At 70.3% G+C, this 14,123-nt stretch carries 11 protein-coding genes and 3 pseudogenes; 7 read left to right on the plus strand and 7 right to left on the minus strand.

The window, feature by feature from the left end; all coding sequences use genetic code 11:
* Positions 1 to 539: 539 nt before the first annotated feature.
* Positions 540 to 965, minus strand: a complete 426-nt coding sequence (locus tag ACFYOB_RS35005) for a subtilase-type protease inhibitor (RefSeq protein WP_388567275.1) — start codon at positions 963 to 965, stop codon at positions 540 to 542.
* 895 nt (positions 966 to 1,860) lie between these two features.
* Between ACFYOB_RS35005 and ACFYOB_RS35010 the strand changes: the two are divergent.
* Positions 1,861 to 2,447: pseudogene (locus ACFYOB_RS35010) on the plus strand (integrase core domain-containing protein); the annotation flags it as partial.
* Here ACFYOB_RS35010 and ACFYOB_RS35015 read toward each other — a convergent pair.
* Complete coding sequence (locus ACFYOB_RS35015) at positions 2,437 to 3,567, minus strand: NADH:flavin oxidoreductase (protein WP_388567277.1); 1,131 nt, start codon at positions 3,565 to 3,567, stop codon at positions 2,437 to 2,439. The pseudogene ACFYOB_RS35010 and the gene ACFYOB_RS35015 sit on opposite strands and share 11 nt — an antisense overlap.
* Before the next feature lie 211 nt (positions 3,568 to 3,778).
* Between ACFYOB_RS35015 and ACFYOB_RS35020 the strand changes: the two are divergent.
* A pseudogene (locus ACFYOB_RS35020) lies at positions 3,779 to 4,186 on the plus strand (MarR family winged helix-turn-helix transcriptional regulator); the annotation flags it as partial.
* Between the two features lie 243 nt (positions 4,187 to 4,429).
* Here the strand turns inward: ACFYOB_RS35020 and ACFYOB_RS35025 are convergent.
* The 4 genes from ACFYOB_RS35025 to ACFYOB_RS35040 are packed head-to-tail and all read right to left on the minus strand — an operon-like array spanning position 4,430 to position 7,654.
* A complete protein-coding gene (locus ACFYOB_RS35025) occupies positions 4,430 to 5,077 on the minus strand; it encodes an endonuclease (protein WP_388567279.1) in 648 nt (215 codons plus the stop codon).
* Positions 5,074 to 6,018, minus strand: coding sequence for a non-homologous end-joining DNA ligase (gene ligD / locus ACFYOB_RS35030; protein ID WP_388567280.1), 945 nt, complete (start codon positions 6,016 to 6,018; stop codon positions 5,074 to 5,076). The genes ACFYOB_RS35025 and ligD (ACFYOB_RS35030) overlap by 4 nt, the downstream gene beginning before the upstream one ends.
* Positions 6,015 to 7,028, minus strand: a complete 1,014-nt coding sequence (ligD, locus tag ACFYOB_RS35035; protein ID WP_388567281.1) for a non-homologous end-joining DNA ligase — start codon at positions 7,026 to 7,028, stop codon at positions 6,015 to 6,017. The genes ligD (ACFYOB_RS35030) and ligD (ACFYOB_RS35035) overlap by 4 nt, the downstream gene beginning before the upstream one ends.
* Entirely contained in the window at positions 7,025 to 7,654 is a 630-nt protein-coding gene (locus ACFYOB_RS35040) for a DNA polymerase ligase N-terminal domain-containing protein (protein WP_388567283.1), read from the minus strand. Before ACFYOB_RS35040 ends, ligD (ACFYOB_RS35035) begins: the two co-directional genes overlap by 4 nt.
* Positions 7,655 to 8,517: 863 nt before the next feature.
* Here ACFYOB_RS35040 and ACFYOB_RS35045 point away from each other — a divergent pair.
* The 3 genes and pseudogenes from ACFYOB_RS35045 to ACFYOB_RS35055 all read left to right on the plus strand — a co-directional run.
* Positions 8,518 to 8,847 (plus strand): plasmid stabilization protein, encoded by a 330-nt coding sequence (locus ACFYOB_RS35045; RefSeq protein ID WP_388567285.1) that lies wholly within the window; start codon positions 8,518 to 8,520, stop codon positions 8,845 to 8,847.
* A gap of 84 nt (positions 8,848 to 8,931) precedes the next feature.
* On the plus strand, positions 8,932 to 9,333 hold the full coding sequence (locus tag ACFYOB_RS35050; protein WP_388567287.1) for a hypothetical protein: 402 nt from the start codon (positions 8,932 to 8,934) through the stop codon (positions 9,331 to 9,333).
* A gap of 85 nt (positions 9,334 to 9,418) precedes the next feature.
* A pseudogene (locus ACFYOB_RS35055) lies at positions 9,419 to 9,695 on the plus strand (CBS domain-containing protein); the annotation flags it as partial.
* A 50-nt stretch (positions 9,696 to 9,745) separates the two neighbouring features.
* Here the strand turns inward: ACFYOB_RS35055 and ACFYOB_RS35060 are convergent.
* Positions 9,746 to 10,255, minus strand: coding sequence for a GNAT family N-acetyltransferase (locus ACFYOB_RS35060; protein ID WP_388567290.1), 510 nt, complete (start codon positions 10,253 to 10,255; stop codon positions 9,746 to 9,748).
* A 650-nt stretch (positions 10,256 to 10,905) separates the two neighbouring features.
* On the opposite strand from ACFYOB_RS35060, the gene ACFYOB_RS35065 reads away from it, so the two are divergent.
* Positions 10,906 to 12,090, plus strand: a complete 1,185-nt coding sequence (locus ACFYOB_RS35065) for an alcohol dehydrogenase catalytic domain-containing protein (protein ID WP_388567292.1) — start codon at positions 10,906 to 10,908, stop codon at positions 12,088 to 12,090.
* A gap of 493 nt (positions 12,091 to 12,583) precedes the next feature.
* Positions 12,584 to 14,053, plus strand: coding sequence for an aminotransferase class I/II-fold pyridoxal phosphate-dependent enzyme (locus ACFYOB_RS35070; protein ID WP_388567295.1), 1,470 nt, complete (start codon positions 12,584 to 12,586; stop codon positions 14,051 to 14,053).
* Positions 14,054 to 14,123 lie beyond the last annotated feature (70 nt).

Here is a 14,123-nt window from a genome sequence, read left to right on the forward strand (position 1 = left end):
GGGCCTGACTTCACCTACCCCGCACCCAGCCCCCCCGTTCGGATAGTGACTTTTGGCGGGGGGCGCGCCGCCGGCCGCCCCCCGGGGGGGGGGGGGGGGGCCCCCCTCTCCGGGCTGGTTCCGGCGCCGGACGCGGGGGAGTGGTGGAGGCCGCCGACCCCCCACCCCGAGGAGCGGTTCGAGCGGCTCTGCACGGCCCGGCTGACGCCCTCGGGCTCCCCCCACTGCCGCCACCGGACCGCCGAGTTCAAAAGGCTCCTGGCCAAGGTCGACAAGGAGGTGCCGGCCGGCCTCGAGGTGCACCTGGTGCCGGACATCACGAGGTCTGCGGCACGGTCCGCAGGCCGCGGCATAGCCCCCGATTCGGCGGTCGGCTGGCGCCGCTCAGGGCGTCGGTCCTGCGCTTCGCCGGCTCGTGGTCCCTCCTGAGTTTCCCGTACGTGTGGCGGGGACCGTGCCTGAGTCCTTGGCGCTGAGAACGCCACCGGCCGAGTGGACACGTCGGACGGCGTGTTTGAGCGTCCGTCCGCTGTGCGGCGTCAGAACGCGTACACCGGGTTCCCGTTCAGGGCCGCGGACATTGCGCACGCGTTGGAGAAGGTGTGCTTCCAAGCGACGTGCCTCCCGCGCAGCACGCCGTCCGCTGTGACCGTGACGGGGTCGAAGTGCATCGGGCAGGCCCGCGGCGGGTTGGGAGCCGCCAGCAGGCTGTTGAGTTCGCCGTTGGTGGCGTTGAGGGCGTCGCACGCGGCCCGGGGGTCGGGGTGTGTGCCCTCGGCGGTGTAGGCGCAGCTGAGGGTGGACGCGCGCAGGACGGTGTCTGTGGGTGCGCCGGAACCCTGAATGATCGTGAGGACCATCGCGGACGGGGCGTACACACTGGCGGGCTGAGCCTCCGCGAGACTGGTGGAGCCTGCAAGGCAGAGAAGGCTGAGGGCGGATACGGTGACTACTCGGTGCCGCATGACAAGATTCACCTTCGATTTCGAGGTTGATTGAGGTTCTGCGCCTACGATGTGGCGCTCAACCGGAATTGAGCCTGACAGGTTTGAAGGAGGGTCGCCAATGGGTGGTCGATTTACAGACAGATCACCCGAATACCGGATCGTTGTCGGGTGTTAGCGCAGCTGGCGGCGGCCATCCCGGACGCCCAACGCCGCACGGGCGCGAGGTCTGCCGCCCGCCGCGACGCACCGCCTCCCTGGTGAGGGCCGCGCGCGGTCCGTCGAATCGTCCTGCAGGGTGACGGGATGAGAACGGTCAAGGCAGGACATCGGCCGGGAGGTCCGGCCGAGGAGAAGAAGCCGGCCCTGTCGCTGCCGGCGCTGCCGGACCTGGCCTCGCCGATGGCTCATCGGGGTATCGAGTCGGCGGGAGGCGCTGGCGCCGCATTTCGATCTTGGTGCGGATTTTCGGCGTTTTACTGCACGCCTGGCGAGGAACACGCCCATGAGAAGGGTGGTGTCGATCGCGAGGGTGGGCGGTTCCGGCGCAAGTCGCCTGGCCCCCGCCCGAGACGGAGTCTCTGGCCGAGCTGAACGAACGTCTCCGTGGCGATCGACGCGGCCGAGGACGCCCGGCGCCTCTGCGTGGTCATCGTCGACCGGCTCACCTTCGGTGGCAACATCATCGAAAGCGGCACCGACCCGCTACCTGTGGCGGCACCCGGTGCTGCGACCCCTGGTCGTCACTGCCGGGACGGCCATGGTGCTCTCAAGCCTCAGCAGTACGGCCACATTCGCGATGCCCGACACCGGGCTGCACCAGTCCCCGGCGTTCGCAGGCTTGCTGACCCACTTCAGGGACTCGGCTCCGTCATCAGCGGACTGGCGGCGGGCGCCCGCCTGACCCACCTCGTACCGGTCCACCGGGACCGTCATACGCCGCTACGAACGCGCACGCCCGGGCGAACTCGTGCACGTGGACATCAAGAAGCTCGGCAACATCCCCGACGGCGGCGGCCACAAAGCCCTCGGCCGCCAAGCCGGCTGCAAGACCAAGTCCAGGGTCGGCTACCAGTACAGCCATACCGCCGTCGACGACCACTCCCGCCTCGCCTACAGCGAGATCCTGCCTACGCCGACGCCGGGATCACCGCCGAGCGCGTGCTGACCGACAACGGCGCCTGCTACAAGTCGTACGCCTGGCGTGACCTGCTGGCGGCGGCCGGGATCACCCACAAGCGAACCCGGCCCTACCGGCCCCAGACCAACGGCAAAGTCGAACGGCTCAACCGCACCCTCCTGGACGAGTGGGCCTACGCCCGCCCCTACAGCTCAGACAAGGAACGGCGCGACGCCTTCCCCCAGTGGCTGCACTCCTACAATCACCACCGCGGACATACCGCGCTCGCAGGCAAACCACCCGCCAGCCGCGTCCCAACCTCACTGGGCAATGCACCCAGGACCGGCCGTCCGGACGGCTGCCGGCTTCCTGCTACCGGCTGAGCGACTTGAGCGCCGCCGCGTCGTACGGCTTCAGCTCGTCGAAGCGGTTGCCGAGGACCTTCGCCGCCCACTGCGGGTCCTGGAGCAGCGCCCGGCCGACGGCGACCATGTCGAACTCGTCGCGTTCCATGCGGTCCAGGAGGTTGTCGATGTCGCCGAGCGCCGCACCCTCGCCGACGAAGGCGCGGATGAAGTCGCCGTCGAGACCGACCGAGCCGACGGTGATGGCCGGCCGGCCGGTGAGCTTCTTGGTCCAGCCCGCCAGGTTCAGGTCCGAGCCCTCGAACTCCGGGAGCCAGTAGCGCCGGGTGGAGGCGTGGAACGCGTCGACGCCCGCCGCCGCCAGCGGGGCCAGGATCGCCTCCAGCTCCTCCGGGGTCTGCGCGAGCCGGGCGTCGTAGGCCTCCTGCTTCCACTGCGAGTAGCGGAAGATCACCGGGAAGTCGGCCGAGATGCGTTCGCGGACCGCGGCCACGATCTCCGAGGCGAACTTCGTACGGGCCACAGCGTCGCCGCCGTACGCGTCGGTGCGGCGGTTGGTCCGCTCCCACAGGAACTGGTCGAGCAGGTAGCCGTGGGCGCCGTGCAGTTCGACGCCGTCGAAGCCGATCCGCTCGGCCTCCGCGGCGGCGTCGGCGAACGCGCCGATGACGTCGTCGAGGTCGGCGCGGGTCATCGCCTTGCCGGTCCCCTCGGTGCCGTCGACGCGGATGCCGGAGGGGCCGACGGCGGGCGCGTCGGCGTACGGTGCCTCGCCCTGCTTGCGCACCATGCCTATGTGCCACAGCTGAGGCACGATCGTGCCCCCCGCCTCGTGCACGGCCGCGGCGACCTTCGCCCACCCGGCCAGCTGGTCCTCGCCGTGGAACCGCGGCACCCGGTCGCTCTGCCCGGCGGACTCGTGACCGACGTAGGTGCCCTCGGTGACGATCAAGCCCACCCCCGCGGCGGCCCGGCTGGCGTAGTACGCCTGCACGTCCTCGCCGGGCACGCCGCCGGGGGAGAACATCCGCGTCATCGGAGCCATCGCGATGCGGTTGGGGACGGTCAGGCCGTTCAGCGTGACGGGCCGGGACAGGATCTCGGCCGCGCGGGAGGCGGTGGACGTGGTGACGGTCATGCGGGTCCTCCGGATTGAGCTGTGGCTCGTCGGGGTGACAACGAGGAGTGCATAGTACACACACTATGTATCATGCATATTGCGGGGCCCGGCCCTCGCGCGGAGCTGTCCGCAGGCCACCCCCGCGGAGGTCGCCGGTCCACGGGTCCGCGATAATGGAGCACCGGAAGGAGCGGGAGGCGCAGTGCTGGAGAAACTGGAGCGGGAGCTGATGCTGCTCTCGCGGCACCAGGTGCTGGCCCGGCGCGAGCGCGACCCCGAACGCCTGGAGCGGTCGGCGTACCTGCTGCTCAGCCGGATCGACACCCAAGGCCCCATGTCCATCGGACAGTTGGCAGAGGCCTTCGGGCTCGACACCTCGACCGTGAACCGCCAGACGGCCGCACTGCTGCGCTGCGGACTGGCCGAGCGCGTCGCGGACCCGGACGGCGGCATGGCCCGCAAGCTGCGCATCACCGCCGAAGGCGGACGCCGGCTCGCCGGAGACCGCGAGGCCAACCGGTCCTGCCTGGCCCGGGTGGTCGCCGACTGGTCCCCTGAGGAGGTACGGGAGCTGGAGGAGGCCCTGGTCCGGCTCAACCGCAGCGCCGAGGCCCTCGAAGGACGGTACTGGCCGCGCACGGAGGAAGACGCCACCCGCGCCGCGTGCCACCCGCCGGTCCCGCAGGAATCCGCGGCGCCCGCGCCGTGGGAATCCGCGCCCCCCGCCTTGCAGGAATCCGCGACTCCCGCCCCGTCACGTCCGCCCCACGGTGAGCCCGCCCGGGGCTGAACGCGGTGGCCTCCCGCGCGCGGGGAGGCCGTGGGCCGCTCACGCGCTGCGGCTCGAACTGGCTCTGGCCCCGGGTGCTCCGCCGCCGTGTCAGGCGGTCTTCAAAAGGTCGTCGACGGAGTTCTTGGACAGTTCGACCCTCACCAGGGCGGCTGCCAGTCTCGGCAAGTCTTCGGTGTCCACCAAGCGCGCAAGGGCTTCAGGGGCGGACGGGAGCCCGAGCTCGGCGGCGGCTTCGCGAGCGCGGTCGTCGAACGCCGGGCAGAGCTCGGGCCACACGGTTTGGGCCTCGCGGCAGAAGATGGCGGCTCCCACCGGCCCGATCCGCGGGACCTCCCGCAGCAGCTCGCGGACCCGGCCGGGGTCCCCGTCGGCCTCGTCGCGGAGTCGGCGCAGGTCTCCCCGGTACCGGTCGAGGACGAGCTCTGCGCCGGCTCCCAGCGCGGTGGCCGTGCTTTCGTCGTAGCGGCGGTAGTGGGCGCGGCCGAGTGCGTTCACCCGGTCCTGCCAGGAGGAGTCCGCCATCGCCCGGGGCGTGCGCAGTCCGGCCCCGAACAGCTCGCGGGCGGCGGCCACCGCGATGTCGGCCTTGATGCGTACAGAGAAGAGCACGCAGAGGGTGAGCAGCTGGTAGAGGGGCGCGGGTGTGTTCCGCAGCCTGATGCCGGCTTCCTCGGCGTGGGTCTGCCCGTATTGGTCCATCAGCCGTCGTACGGTCGTGTGTCGTTGCTGTGTCATGGCGTCGGGCTCTCTTCGTCACGGGACAGTGCGGTGAGCAGGCCGTGGGCCTTTCGGAGGGAGCGGGGCCGGGGAGGGTCCTGCCAGGGGTCCTCCTTGAGCAGGCCGTCGACAGTGGAGAGGGTCCATCGACGAGCGGTGAGGTCCGGATCGTCGAGTTCGCTCCAGGCCAGCGGGGCCGCGACCGGGGCGCTGGCGCGGGCGCGAACGGCGTAGGGGGCGACGGCGGTCTGGGCGTAGGCGTTGCGCCCGATGTCGAGGTAGAGGCGGCCACGGCGGGCCTTCTTCCTCGGCTCGGTCGTGAACCGGTCGGGGTTGCGGGCGGCCAGGACGTCGGCGACACCGCGCGCGAGGGCACGTACGTCGTCGAAGGGCGTACGGCGGTCGAGGGCGACCACGACGTGAAGGCCGCGGGAGCCCGTGGCCATGAGCAGGGAAGGCAGTTCCAGCTCGTCCAGGAGCTGGTGGAGGCCGAGCGCGGCGTCTCGCACCGGGGCGAAGTCCTCGCCGGCCGGATCGAGGTCGAACACCAGCCGGTCCGGATGGTCGGGTCGGTCGGCCTTGGAGAGGAAGCGGTGCGGGGTGGTGCACGCCTGGTCGGCGAGGTAGAGCAGGCTGGGGGTGTCGTCGCAGATCACGTAGGTGACGGTGCCGTCCTCTTTGGGCAGCTCGGCACGGTGAATCCAGTCCGGGAAGTGGTCCGGGACGTCCTTCTGCATGAAGGCCGGGCCGTCGATCCCGTCGGGATGCCGTTCCAGCATGAGGGGCCGTCCGCGCAGGTGGGGCAGCATGCGCTGGGCGACCGTGCGGTAGTAGTCGGCGAGGTCGGCCTTGGTGATGCCGTCACCGGGGAAGAGGACCTTGCCCGGGCGGCTGACCTCGATGGTGCGGCGGCCGGTTCGTATGCGTTCCGGCGGCGTGGGCTGCTTCTTCGGGGTCATCGCACCTTCCCGGCCGGTTGCTCGCGGACCACCTCGTGTGCCGGCTTGTCGTCGCGCAGTCCCAGGTAGCGGGGGTGACGCAGCAGGCCGGCGGTGGTCCATTCGGTGAAGGCGACCTGCGCGACCACCTCGGGGCGCACCCAGTGGACGGCCCGCTCCCGGACCTCGCCGGCGGGCAGCGGCGGCTGCTCCTGTTCGAGGCCGTCGAGGCGGCGGCGCAGGCTGCGGAGGGTGGCGGTGTCGTAGCCGGTGCCGACTTTGCCGGCGTAGCGCAGCCGGCCGTCCTGGTGGTAGCCGAGGAGCAGGGCTCCGAAGCCGACGCGCTGGCCGGCCGGCTCGGTGAATCCGCAGATGACGAATTCCTGGCCGCCCGAACACTTGAGTTTGAGCCAGTCGGTAGACCGGCGGTGGGCGTACGGCGCGTCGGCGCGTTTGGCGATCAGGCCCTCCCACCCGCGGGCGCACGCATCGTCGAGGAGAGCGGGGTCGTACCGGTTTCGGTGCGGGGTGAAGCGCAGCGGCGGGCGGAAGCCGAAGACGTCGCGCAGCAGCGCCTTCCGGGCGCGCAAGGGCAATTGGGTGGTGTCGTACCCGTCCAGGAGCAGCAGGTCGAAAACGTAGTACGTGACGCGCACAGCGCTGGCCCGTACGGCTTCGGGGGCGGTGAGCCCCATCCGCTGCTGGAGGAGCGCGAAGTCGGTACGGCCGCGGCGCAGGGCGACCAGTTCGCCGTCCACCGTGAAATCAGGACAGTCCTGGGCCGCGAGCGCTTCGACGACCTCCGGGTAGGTGGCGTTGAGCGGCTTCCCGCTACGGGAGAGCAGTCGGGGTTCTCCGTGGCGGCGGGAAGCGAGCACCCGGACGCCATCCAGTTTCCGTTCGAAGATCCAGCCTGCGCCGAAGTCACGACGTGCACTGAGGGTGGCGAGCATGGGAGCGGCTGGCGCGGCGGGTGCCGGGCGCAGCAGACGTCGCTGCTCCTGCGGAAGCCGGTCCAGGGACGGGGTCAAGGGTGGTCACCTCGCCCGGGGCGTGCGTCGGCAGCGACCTGGTTCAGGGTCCGGCCGGTACGGACCGACCGCGCCCGCCGGGGGTCGGGCGTACCGGTGGAGGAGGCCCGCTCGTCGGCGTGCTTGACCAGCAGCCAGGCCTCCTTCCCGCCGTCCCCCGCGTCACGGATGCGGGTGAGCGAGTAGCCGCCGTGCAGCTTGCGGCCGTCGAGCCGGAACGAGGCGTGCCCCAGCTCCAGCGCCTCGCTGAGCGGGATCTCGCGGCCGTCGCGGCCGGTGGTGGCGTTGCGGTACGTTCCCTGGTCCCAGACGATCACCGTGCCGCCGCCGTACTGGCCTTCCGGAATCGTGCCCTCGAAGTCGCGGTACTCCAGCGGATGGTCCTCGGTCGGTGTCGCGAACCGCTTGTCGTGCGGGTCGTTTGAGGGCCCCTTGGGCACGGCGAAGGATTTCAGTACGCCGTCTGCTTCCAGCCGGAAGTCGAAGTGCATGCTGCGGGCGTCGTGGATCTGGACGACGTACGAGGGCTGCTCCTCGGATGCGTCTTCGAGCCGGCCCTCAGGCTCGGCCGTCTTGGAGAAGTCACGTCGCCGGTGGTAGCGGGCCAGCGATATCTTGGCTGTCATCGCACCCTCCTCACACCGTCGGGCGAGGCGGCCCTACCAACGCGACTACCCGGCTCCACCGCCATCATCCGCAGCGGTGTTGAACGGGTGGGTGGGAGCAGGCACCTCCGTCTCACACCGCGGAAGAACGAAGCGCCGAACGCCATTCCAACAGGAGGAGTGGCGTCGTCGGTGAGGCGACCACGGGTGTCCGCGGATGCCGTGGACCAGGCGGCGAAATGCCTCTGGGGCGGCCTCTTACTGACATTGGCATGCCAATGTGGTGCCGCCACCTCTGCTGCGCACAGACACAAACCCGCCGGACCTCACTGACAAAGCCCCGCCCGCCGGGTCAGCGCATCGTATGGAGGCGGTAAACGTGCAGCGTCCGCTCACGTTACGCGCCGAAGGCGCAGGGTAAACAGCGGCCCACAGGGCCTGTCAGCGCCGGCGGGCGCCACGCGGCCCACCGCGTGGCGGGGATGTGCCCCGCCCCCGGAGCGGGAGCCTCTGTGGCCCCCTCAGGGCCATGCTGCGCCCATCCGGCAAGGACGGCAGTCATGCAGCCCCGCAGCCCCGCAGCCCGCACTCCCGCCCGATCCTGCCCCGCAGCTGGCCTGAGCCGCCCACAACGACGCTGGCTGGTGTGCCGGTCATGCCGCCTGCTCCCTCGATCACCCCAGCACACGGTCACGGGGCTGGTGCAGCAACAACAGCCGAGGGGATGGGGAGACACGCGCCTGTTCGGCGCAGCGCTCCCTCACCCCCCTCCGCCAGGCGCTACGAGCGGGTTTGCTGGTCCGCATGGCCGGTGTGAGATGCGGGCTGATCCGGGCACCCGCACCATGACCTTGTTGTCACAGCCCACCAATGAAGGGTTCGTCATGCCCCAGGCAGCCAGTCCCAAGCGTGAGCGCCAGTACGAGCACATCAAGGAGTCCGGCGAGAAGCGCGGGATGTCCGAGGGCCGCGCCAAGGAGATGGCCTCCCGTACCGTCAACAAGGAACGCGCACGGTCCGACGAGAGCAGGACCGCCAGCCGCAGCTCCACCCAGGGCAAATCCGCCTCACAACGCGGCGGTCAGAAGTCCCACAGCGGTGGCGGCTCGTCCGAACGGACCAAGGACGACCTCTACCAGGAAGCGAAGAGGCGCGGCATCGAAGGCCGCTCCACCATGACCAAGCAGCAGCTCAAGAGCGCCCTCGGCCACTGACCCCAAGCCGCCGCCCGGCCCGGACAGCGGTACGCATCGACAGGGGTCGATGCCTCAATGGATGAGCGAAGGGGAAGCCCTGACGTGAGGAGCGCGATCGGTCTGTCACCGGCCTGCCTCGAATCCCTCCGTGACCTGCGGGAGAAACGTGAGATCAACACCGTGATGATGCGTGCCGAGGGCACGCCGCCGATCGTGGTGACGGATGTGGAAGCGAACCTGACCCACGAGGAACTACTTGAGGCCCTGTCGGCGGAGGAACCGCGGCTGATCGTGCACGAGCTGGCCTTCGCCACCAAAGAAGGCACACGCCGCCACGAACATGTCCTGATTCTCTGGATGCCGCCCCCTGCCGAGGCTCAAGAAGACACCTACACAGCCGGCTATGCCGCCCTGCAGGGACTCCTCCCCGACGTCCACGTCCACCTGACGGCCCGCAGGACGGAACACCTCGCATACCCGAGGCTCGTCGCCCTTGCCGGCTGACAGCCACGGCTGCCAGCGGGTGGCCGATCGAATCTCGCGAGGCGCATCGTGACTACCGCACGCTAGATCATGACGCCGGACGCCACCTATCTGTGGCAGGGATCAACTCCTGAAGGGCATGCTCACCGACGGCGACATCGCCGTGAGTGTCCTCGGCCCTGGGCGAGCTCGCCCAGGGCGAGGCGGTCACCATCGGCGCTGACGACGACGCCGAGATCCTGCGGACCATGACCGAGCACGACGTCCGCGGCCTGCCCGTGATCGACGGCCGCACTCTCCTCGGCGTCGTCGCCCAGGCCGACGTCGCCCGCTCTCTGCCCGACCCGCAGGTCGGCGAACTCCTCGAAGCCCTCTCCAGCTGACACTCACCTTCGTGGCGGTTCCCCGCCTGACGGCGTCCGGGCGATCTCGGTCAGTTGAGTTCGTCGGCGAGGAGGTCCATGAGCAGGCCGTCGTGCCAGGTTCCGTCGGCGTCGCGTTCGTACTGCCGCATGATGCCGACGGGCCGGAATCCGACCTTCGCGTAGCAGCGGATGGCGGCGGCGTTGTCGGCGGCCGGGTCGATGACGAGTCGGTGGAAACCTCCATCGTGGACGAGGTGGCGGGCGAGGGTTCTGACGGCGTCGGTGCCGAGGCCCCGGCCGTGTACCGCAGGGTCCAAGAAGAGGTCGATGCCGGCGTGCCGGTAGTCGGGCTCTTCCTCGGCGTGCCACTGGATCATGCCGATGATCCGGTCCTGCTGGTAGATCGTCAGGCAGTGAGTGCCGGGATCGGCCAGGTCGTCTGCGACCTCGGTTTCAAGGTCGGGGCCGCCGCGCCAGCGGGCCCGCACCTCGGGGGTGGCGCGAATCGCGGCCAGCTCGGGGATGTCGTGGGGCTCGGAAGGGCGGAGTTCGAGGGCGTTGCCGCAAAGCACTGTCATGTCCCGGAGCCTACGGTTGCAGCGCAGGGAGACCAGCGTCGGTTCGCGCGGCCGTCGCCGGCAGGGCTCCTCAAGCCGTCGTGCAGGGACGGTACGACGTCCTCGACCTGGACCCGGGGAGGCACTCGTGCGTTCCCGGTCGGGCGCCTGACCACCGCCCGGTCTTTCCGGACTCAGCCCCGTCGGTGCTGCCTGCCGGTCCGCCAGAGCAAGACGGCCAGCGCGGTGACGGCCAGAACCGAGACTCGTGCCTCCAGGGGAGGCAGACAACGGCAGTCGCTGGCCGAGTGCCCTGACCTCCGAGCCCAAACTTTCCGCGATCCGTAGACCAGTCCCGTCAGCGGGTTCCACGGCAACTTTCGCGTGGCCGGTGGCATGGGTTGGGCGTGAGTGGACAGCCGCCGCATATCGGCTGTATGCCAGCGCTTCGTCAGCCGGAAGATGAGCGGGCTCCCCGACGAGCACGCTCCGGTGAAGGGCCCTGGACGCGTGTTTCCGAAGGGGAGGCCGGCAACCCGCACGGGCGGCCGTGAGAGGGCCGCCGCGGCGAGCAGCAGGCCAAGGGCGACGGTGACGAGGGCTGACCATGCAGGACCGACGCGAGGCGCCGGAATACGCATACGTGACGCATACGTGACCGAGGAGGCGCGATGAAGGCCGTGACCTGGCAGGGGCGCCGCAAAATTGAGGTAGCAACCGTTCCGGATCCGCAGATCGTCGATCCCACGGACGCCGTGATCAAGGTGACGACGACGGGCCTGTGCGGATCGGACCTGCATCTGTACGAGGTGCTGGGGCCGTTCCTGGACGCGGGGGACATCCTGGGACACGAGCCGATGGGAATCGTCGCCGAGGTAGGGCCCGCGGTCCGGGAGCTGAAGGTCGGCGACAGGGTCGTCGTACCGTTCAACGTGTCCTGCGGTACCTGCTTCATGTGCGAGCGTGGTCTGCACTCGCAGTGTGAGACGACTCAGGTCCACGAGCACGGCAGCGGCGCGAGCCTCTTCGGATACACCAAGCTCTGCGGGCAGGTGCCCGGCGGGCAGGCCGAGTACCTGCGCGTTCCCTTTGCCGACACCCTCCCGATCCGTGTTCCCGAGGGGCCGCCGGACGAACGGTTCGTGTATCTGTCGGACGTCCTGCCGACCGCCTGGCAGGCCGTCGTCTACGCGGACATCCCGCCCGGCGGCAGCGTCGCCGTCCTGGGTCTCGGGCCCATCGGCGACATGTGTACCCGCATCGCCGCCCATCGCGGGGCCGGCAAGGTGATCGGCATCGACCTGGTGCCCGAACGGCTCGCCCGCGTCGCCGGGCATGGCGTACAGGTCTACGACCTCGCCCACTACGGAGACCAGCTCGTCGACGCGGTCCGCACCGCCACAGGCGGCCGGGGCCCGGACGCCGTGATCGACGCCGTCGGCATGGAGGCCCACGGCAGTATCGGCGCTGCGGCCGCACAGACCGTGGCCGGCCTGCTCCCGGACGCCCTGGCCTCCGCACTGATGAAGAAGGCGGGCGTGGACCGCCTGGGCGCCCTGAAGCTGGCCGTCGAGCTCGTACGCCGCGGCGGCACCATCTCCCTTTCCGGCGTCTACGGCGGAGCCGCCGACCCGCTCCCGCTGTTCACGATGTTCGACAAGCAGATCCAACTGCGCATGGGTCAGGCCAACGTCCACCGGTGGGTCGACGACCTGCTTCCCCTGCTGACCGACGGAGACCCCCTCGGTGTCGAAGGCTTCGCCACCCACCACCTGCCCCTGGACGACGCCCCGCAGGCGTACGCGGACTTCCAGGCGAAGCGGGACAACATGGTGAAGGCCCTCTTCCATCCCTGACAACCGATCCGGTCAGGACGTCCAGGCTCGATGGCTCTCTACAGCTGATCGCTGGATCGGCTGGAGGTGATACGCAAGACGCACATCGTCCCGTTGCTCACTTGGCCTCCACCTTCCCGCCGTCGCCGTGGCGGCGGGCGCCGGCGCGGCGACGGCGGCAACGGCTCGACGTGATCGGCTGCCGTCGAGAGGGGCATGGGAGAAGAGCCCCCGCTGCGGTAGCGGGCTGAGGAGAACAGGTCGCCGGTATCCCGCTCAGAGGCGTGCCGCGACATCGGATCGTCCGGGAGCGCCAACGGAAGGCGATCGAGGGTGAGCCGGACTTCGTCGGCGAGAGAGCGGCGGCCTGCTCGGGCGCGTCCGGCCAGCTCCTCGCCGTCCTGCTGCGCGCTCGCTCGGTGGGCGACCATGAGTACGCCTCGGCCTGCTCGATCACTGCTGAGGCCGCGACGGGGGGCGTTTCCGCGTCTTTGCGATGGGCAGGCGGGCAGGTATGGATCAGTCGAGGACGCCCGTACTGGACGCGCTGGCCGCCTACCACGAATCCGGCCAGACCCCGTTTACCCCGCCGGGACACAAGCAGGGACGCGGGGCGGACCCCCGGGTGCGGGCCGTGCTCGGCGACGCGGTGTTCCGCTCCGACGTCCTGGCCACCAGCGGCCTGGACGACCGCACCTCCTCCCAGGGGATCGTCGAGGAGGCCCAGGCGCTCATGGCCGAGGCCGTCGGCGCGGAGCACGCCTTCTTCTCCACGTGCGGCAGCTCGCTGTCCGTGAAGTCCGCCATGCTCTCGGTCGCCGGGCCGCACGAGGAGCTGGTAGTGGGGCGGGACGCGCACAAGTCGGTGGTTTCGGGGCTGGTCCTGTCCGGCATCCGCCCCGTCTGGGTCGATCCGCAGTGGGACGCCGAACGCCACCTGGCCCACCCGCCGTCCGCCGAGGCGTTCGAGGAGGCGCTGGCCGGGCACCCCGACGCACGCGGCGCACTGGTCACCACCCCCACCCCCTACGGCACCTGCTCGGACCTGACCGCCATCGGCGAGGTCTGCCATCGCCGCGGCGTCCCACTCATCGTCGACGAGGCGTGGGGCGCCCACCTGCCCTTCCATCCGGACCTGCCGACCTGGGCGATGGACGCCGGCGCTGACGTGTGCGTCACCTCGGTGCACAAGATGGGCTCCGGCCTGGAACAGAGCTCGGTTTTCCACCTCCAGGGCGACCTGGTGGCCCCCGAAGTACTCAAGAGCCGCGAGGACCTGCTGGGCACCACCAGCCCGTCCGTCCTCGTGTACGCGGCCCTCGACGGCTGGCGGCGCCAGATGGTCGAGCACGGCAAGGCCCTCTACGACGACGCGCTCGCCCTCGCCGACCGGGTCCGCGACCGGATCTCCCGCATCGACGGCATGCACGTCCACGACCGCGCCGACTTCTGCGGCCCCGGCAAAGCCTTCGACCTGGACCCCCTCCAGATCATCATCGACATCAGCGCGTGGCAGGTCACCGGATACCGGGCCGCCGACTGGCTGCGGCGGAACCACCGCATCAACCTGCACATCTGCGACCACCGCCGTATCAGCGCCCAGCTCAGCCACGCAGACGACGAGCACACAGCCGAGACCCTGATCACGGCACTCACCGATCTGGCCGGCCATGTTCCCGAGCTGCGCACCGGACAGCAGGTGTACGTTCCCCCGCCTTCCGACCTCCGCCTGGAGCAGGCAGTACTGCCGCGGGACGCGTTCTTCGGGCGCACCGAGCAAGTCCCGTGGGAACGGGCTGAAGGGCGCATCGCCGCAGAGATGCTCACTCCCTACCCGCCCGGCATCCCCGCCGCGCTGCCCGGCGAACGCCTGACCGCGGACGTCCTGCGCTACCTCCGCACCGGCGTCGAGGCCGGCATGGTCGTGCCCGATGCAGTCGACACCGACGCGACCAGCGTCAGGGTTCTGCGCGAGGAGGGCTGAACCGCTCGATCCGAGATCAGCAGCCAGGCGAGCAGGACGAATGGCCCGGGCACTGCGCACGCGGAAGGAG

This window comes from Streptomyces sp. NPDC006463, from assembly GCF_042870715.1.
In the GTDB taxonomy this organism is placed as follows: domain Bacteria; phylum Actinomycetota; class Actinomycetes; order Streptomycetales; family Streptomycetaceae; genus Streptomyces.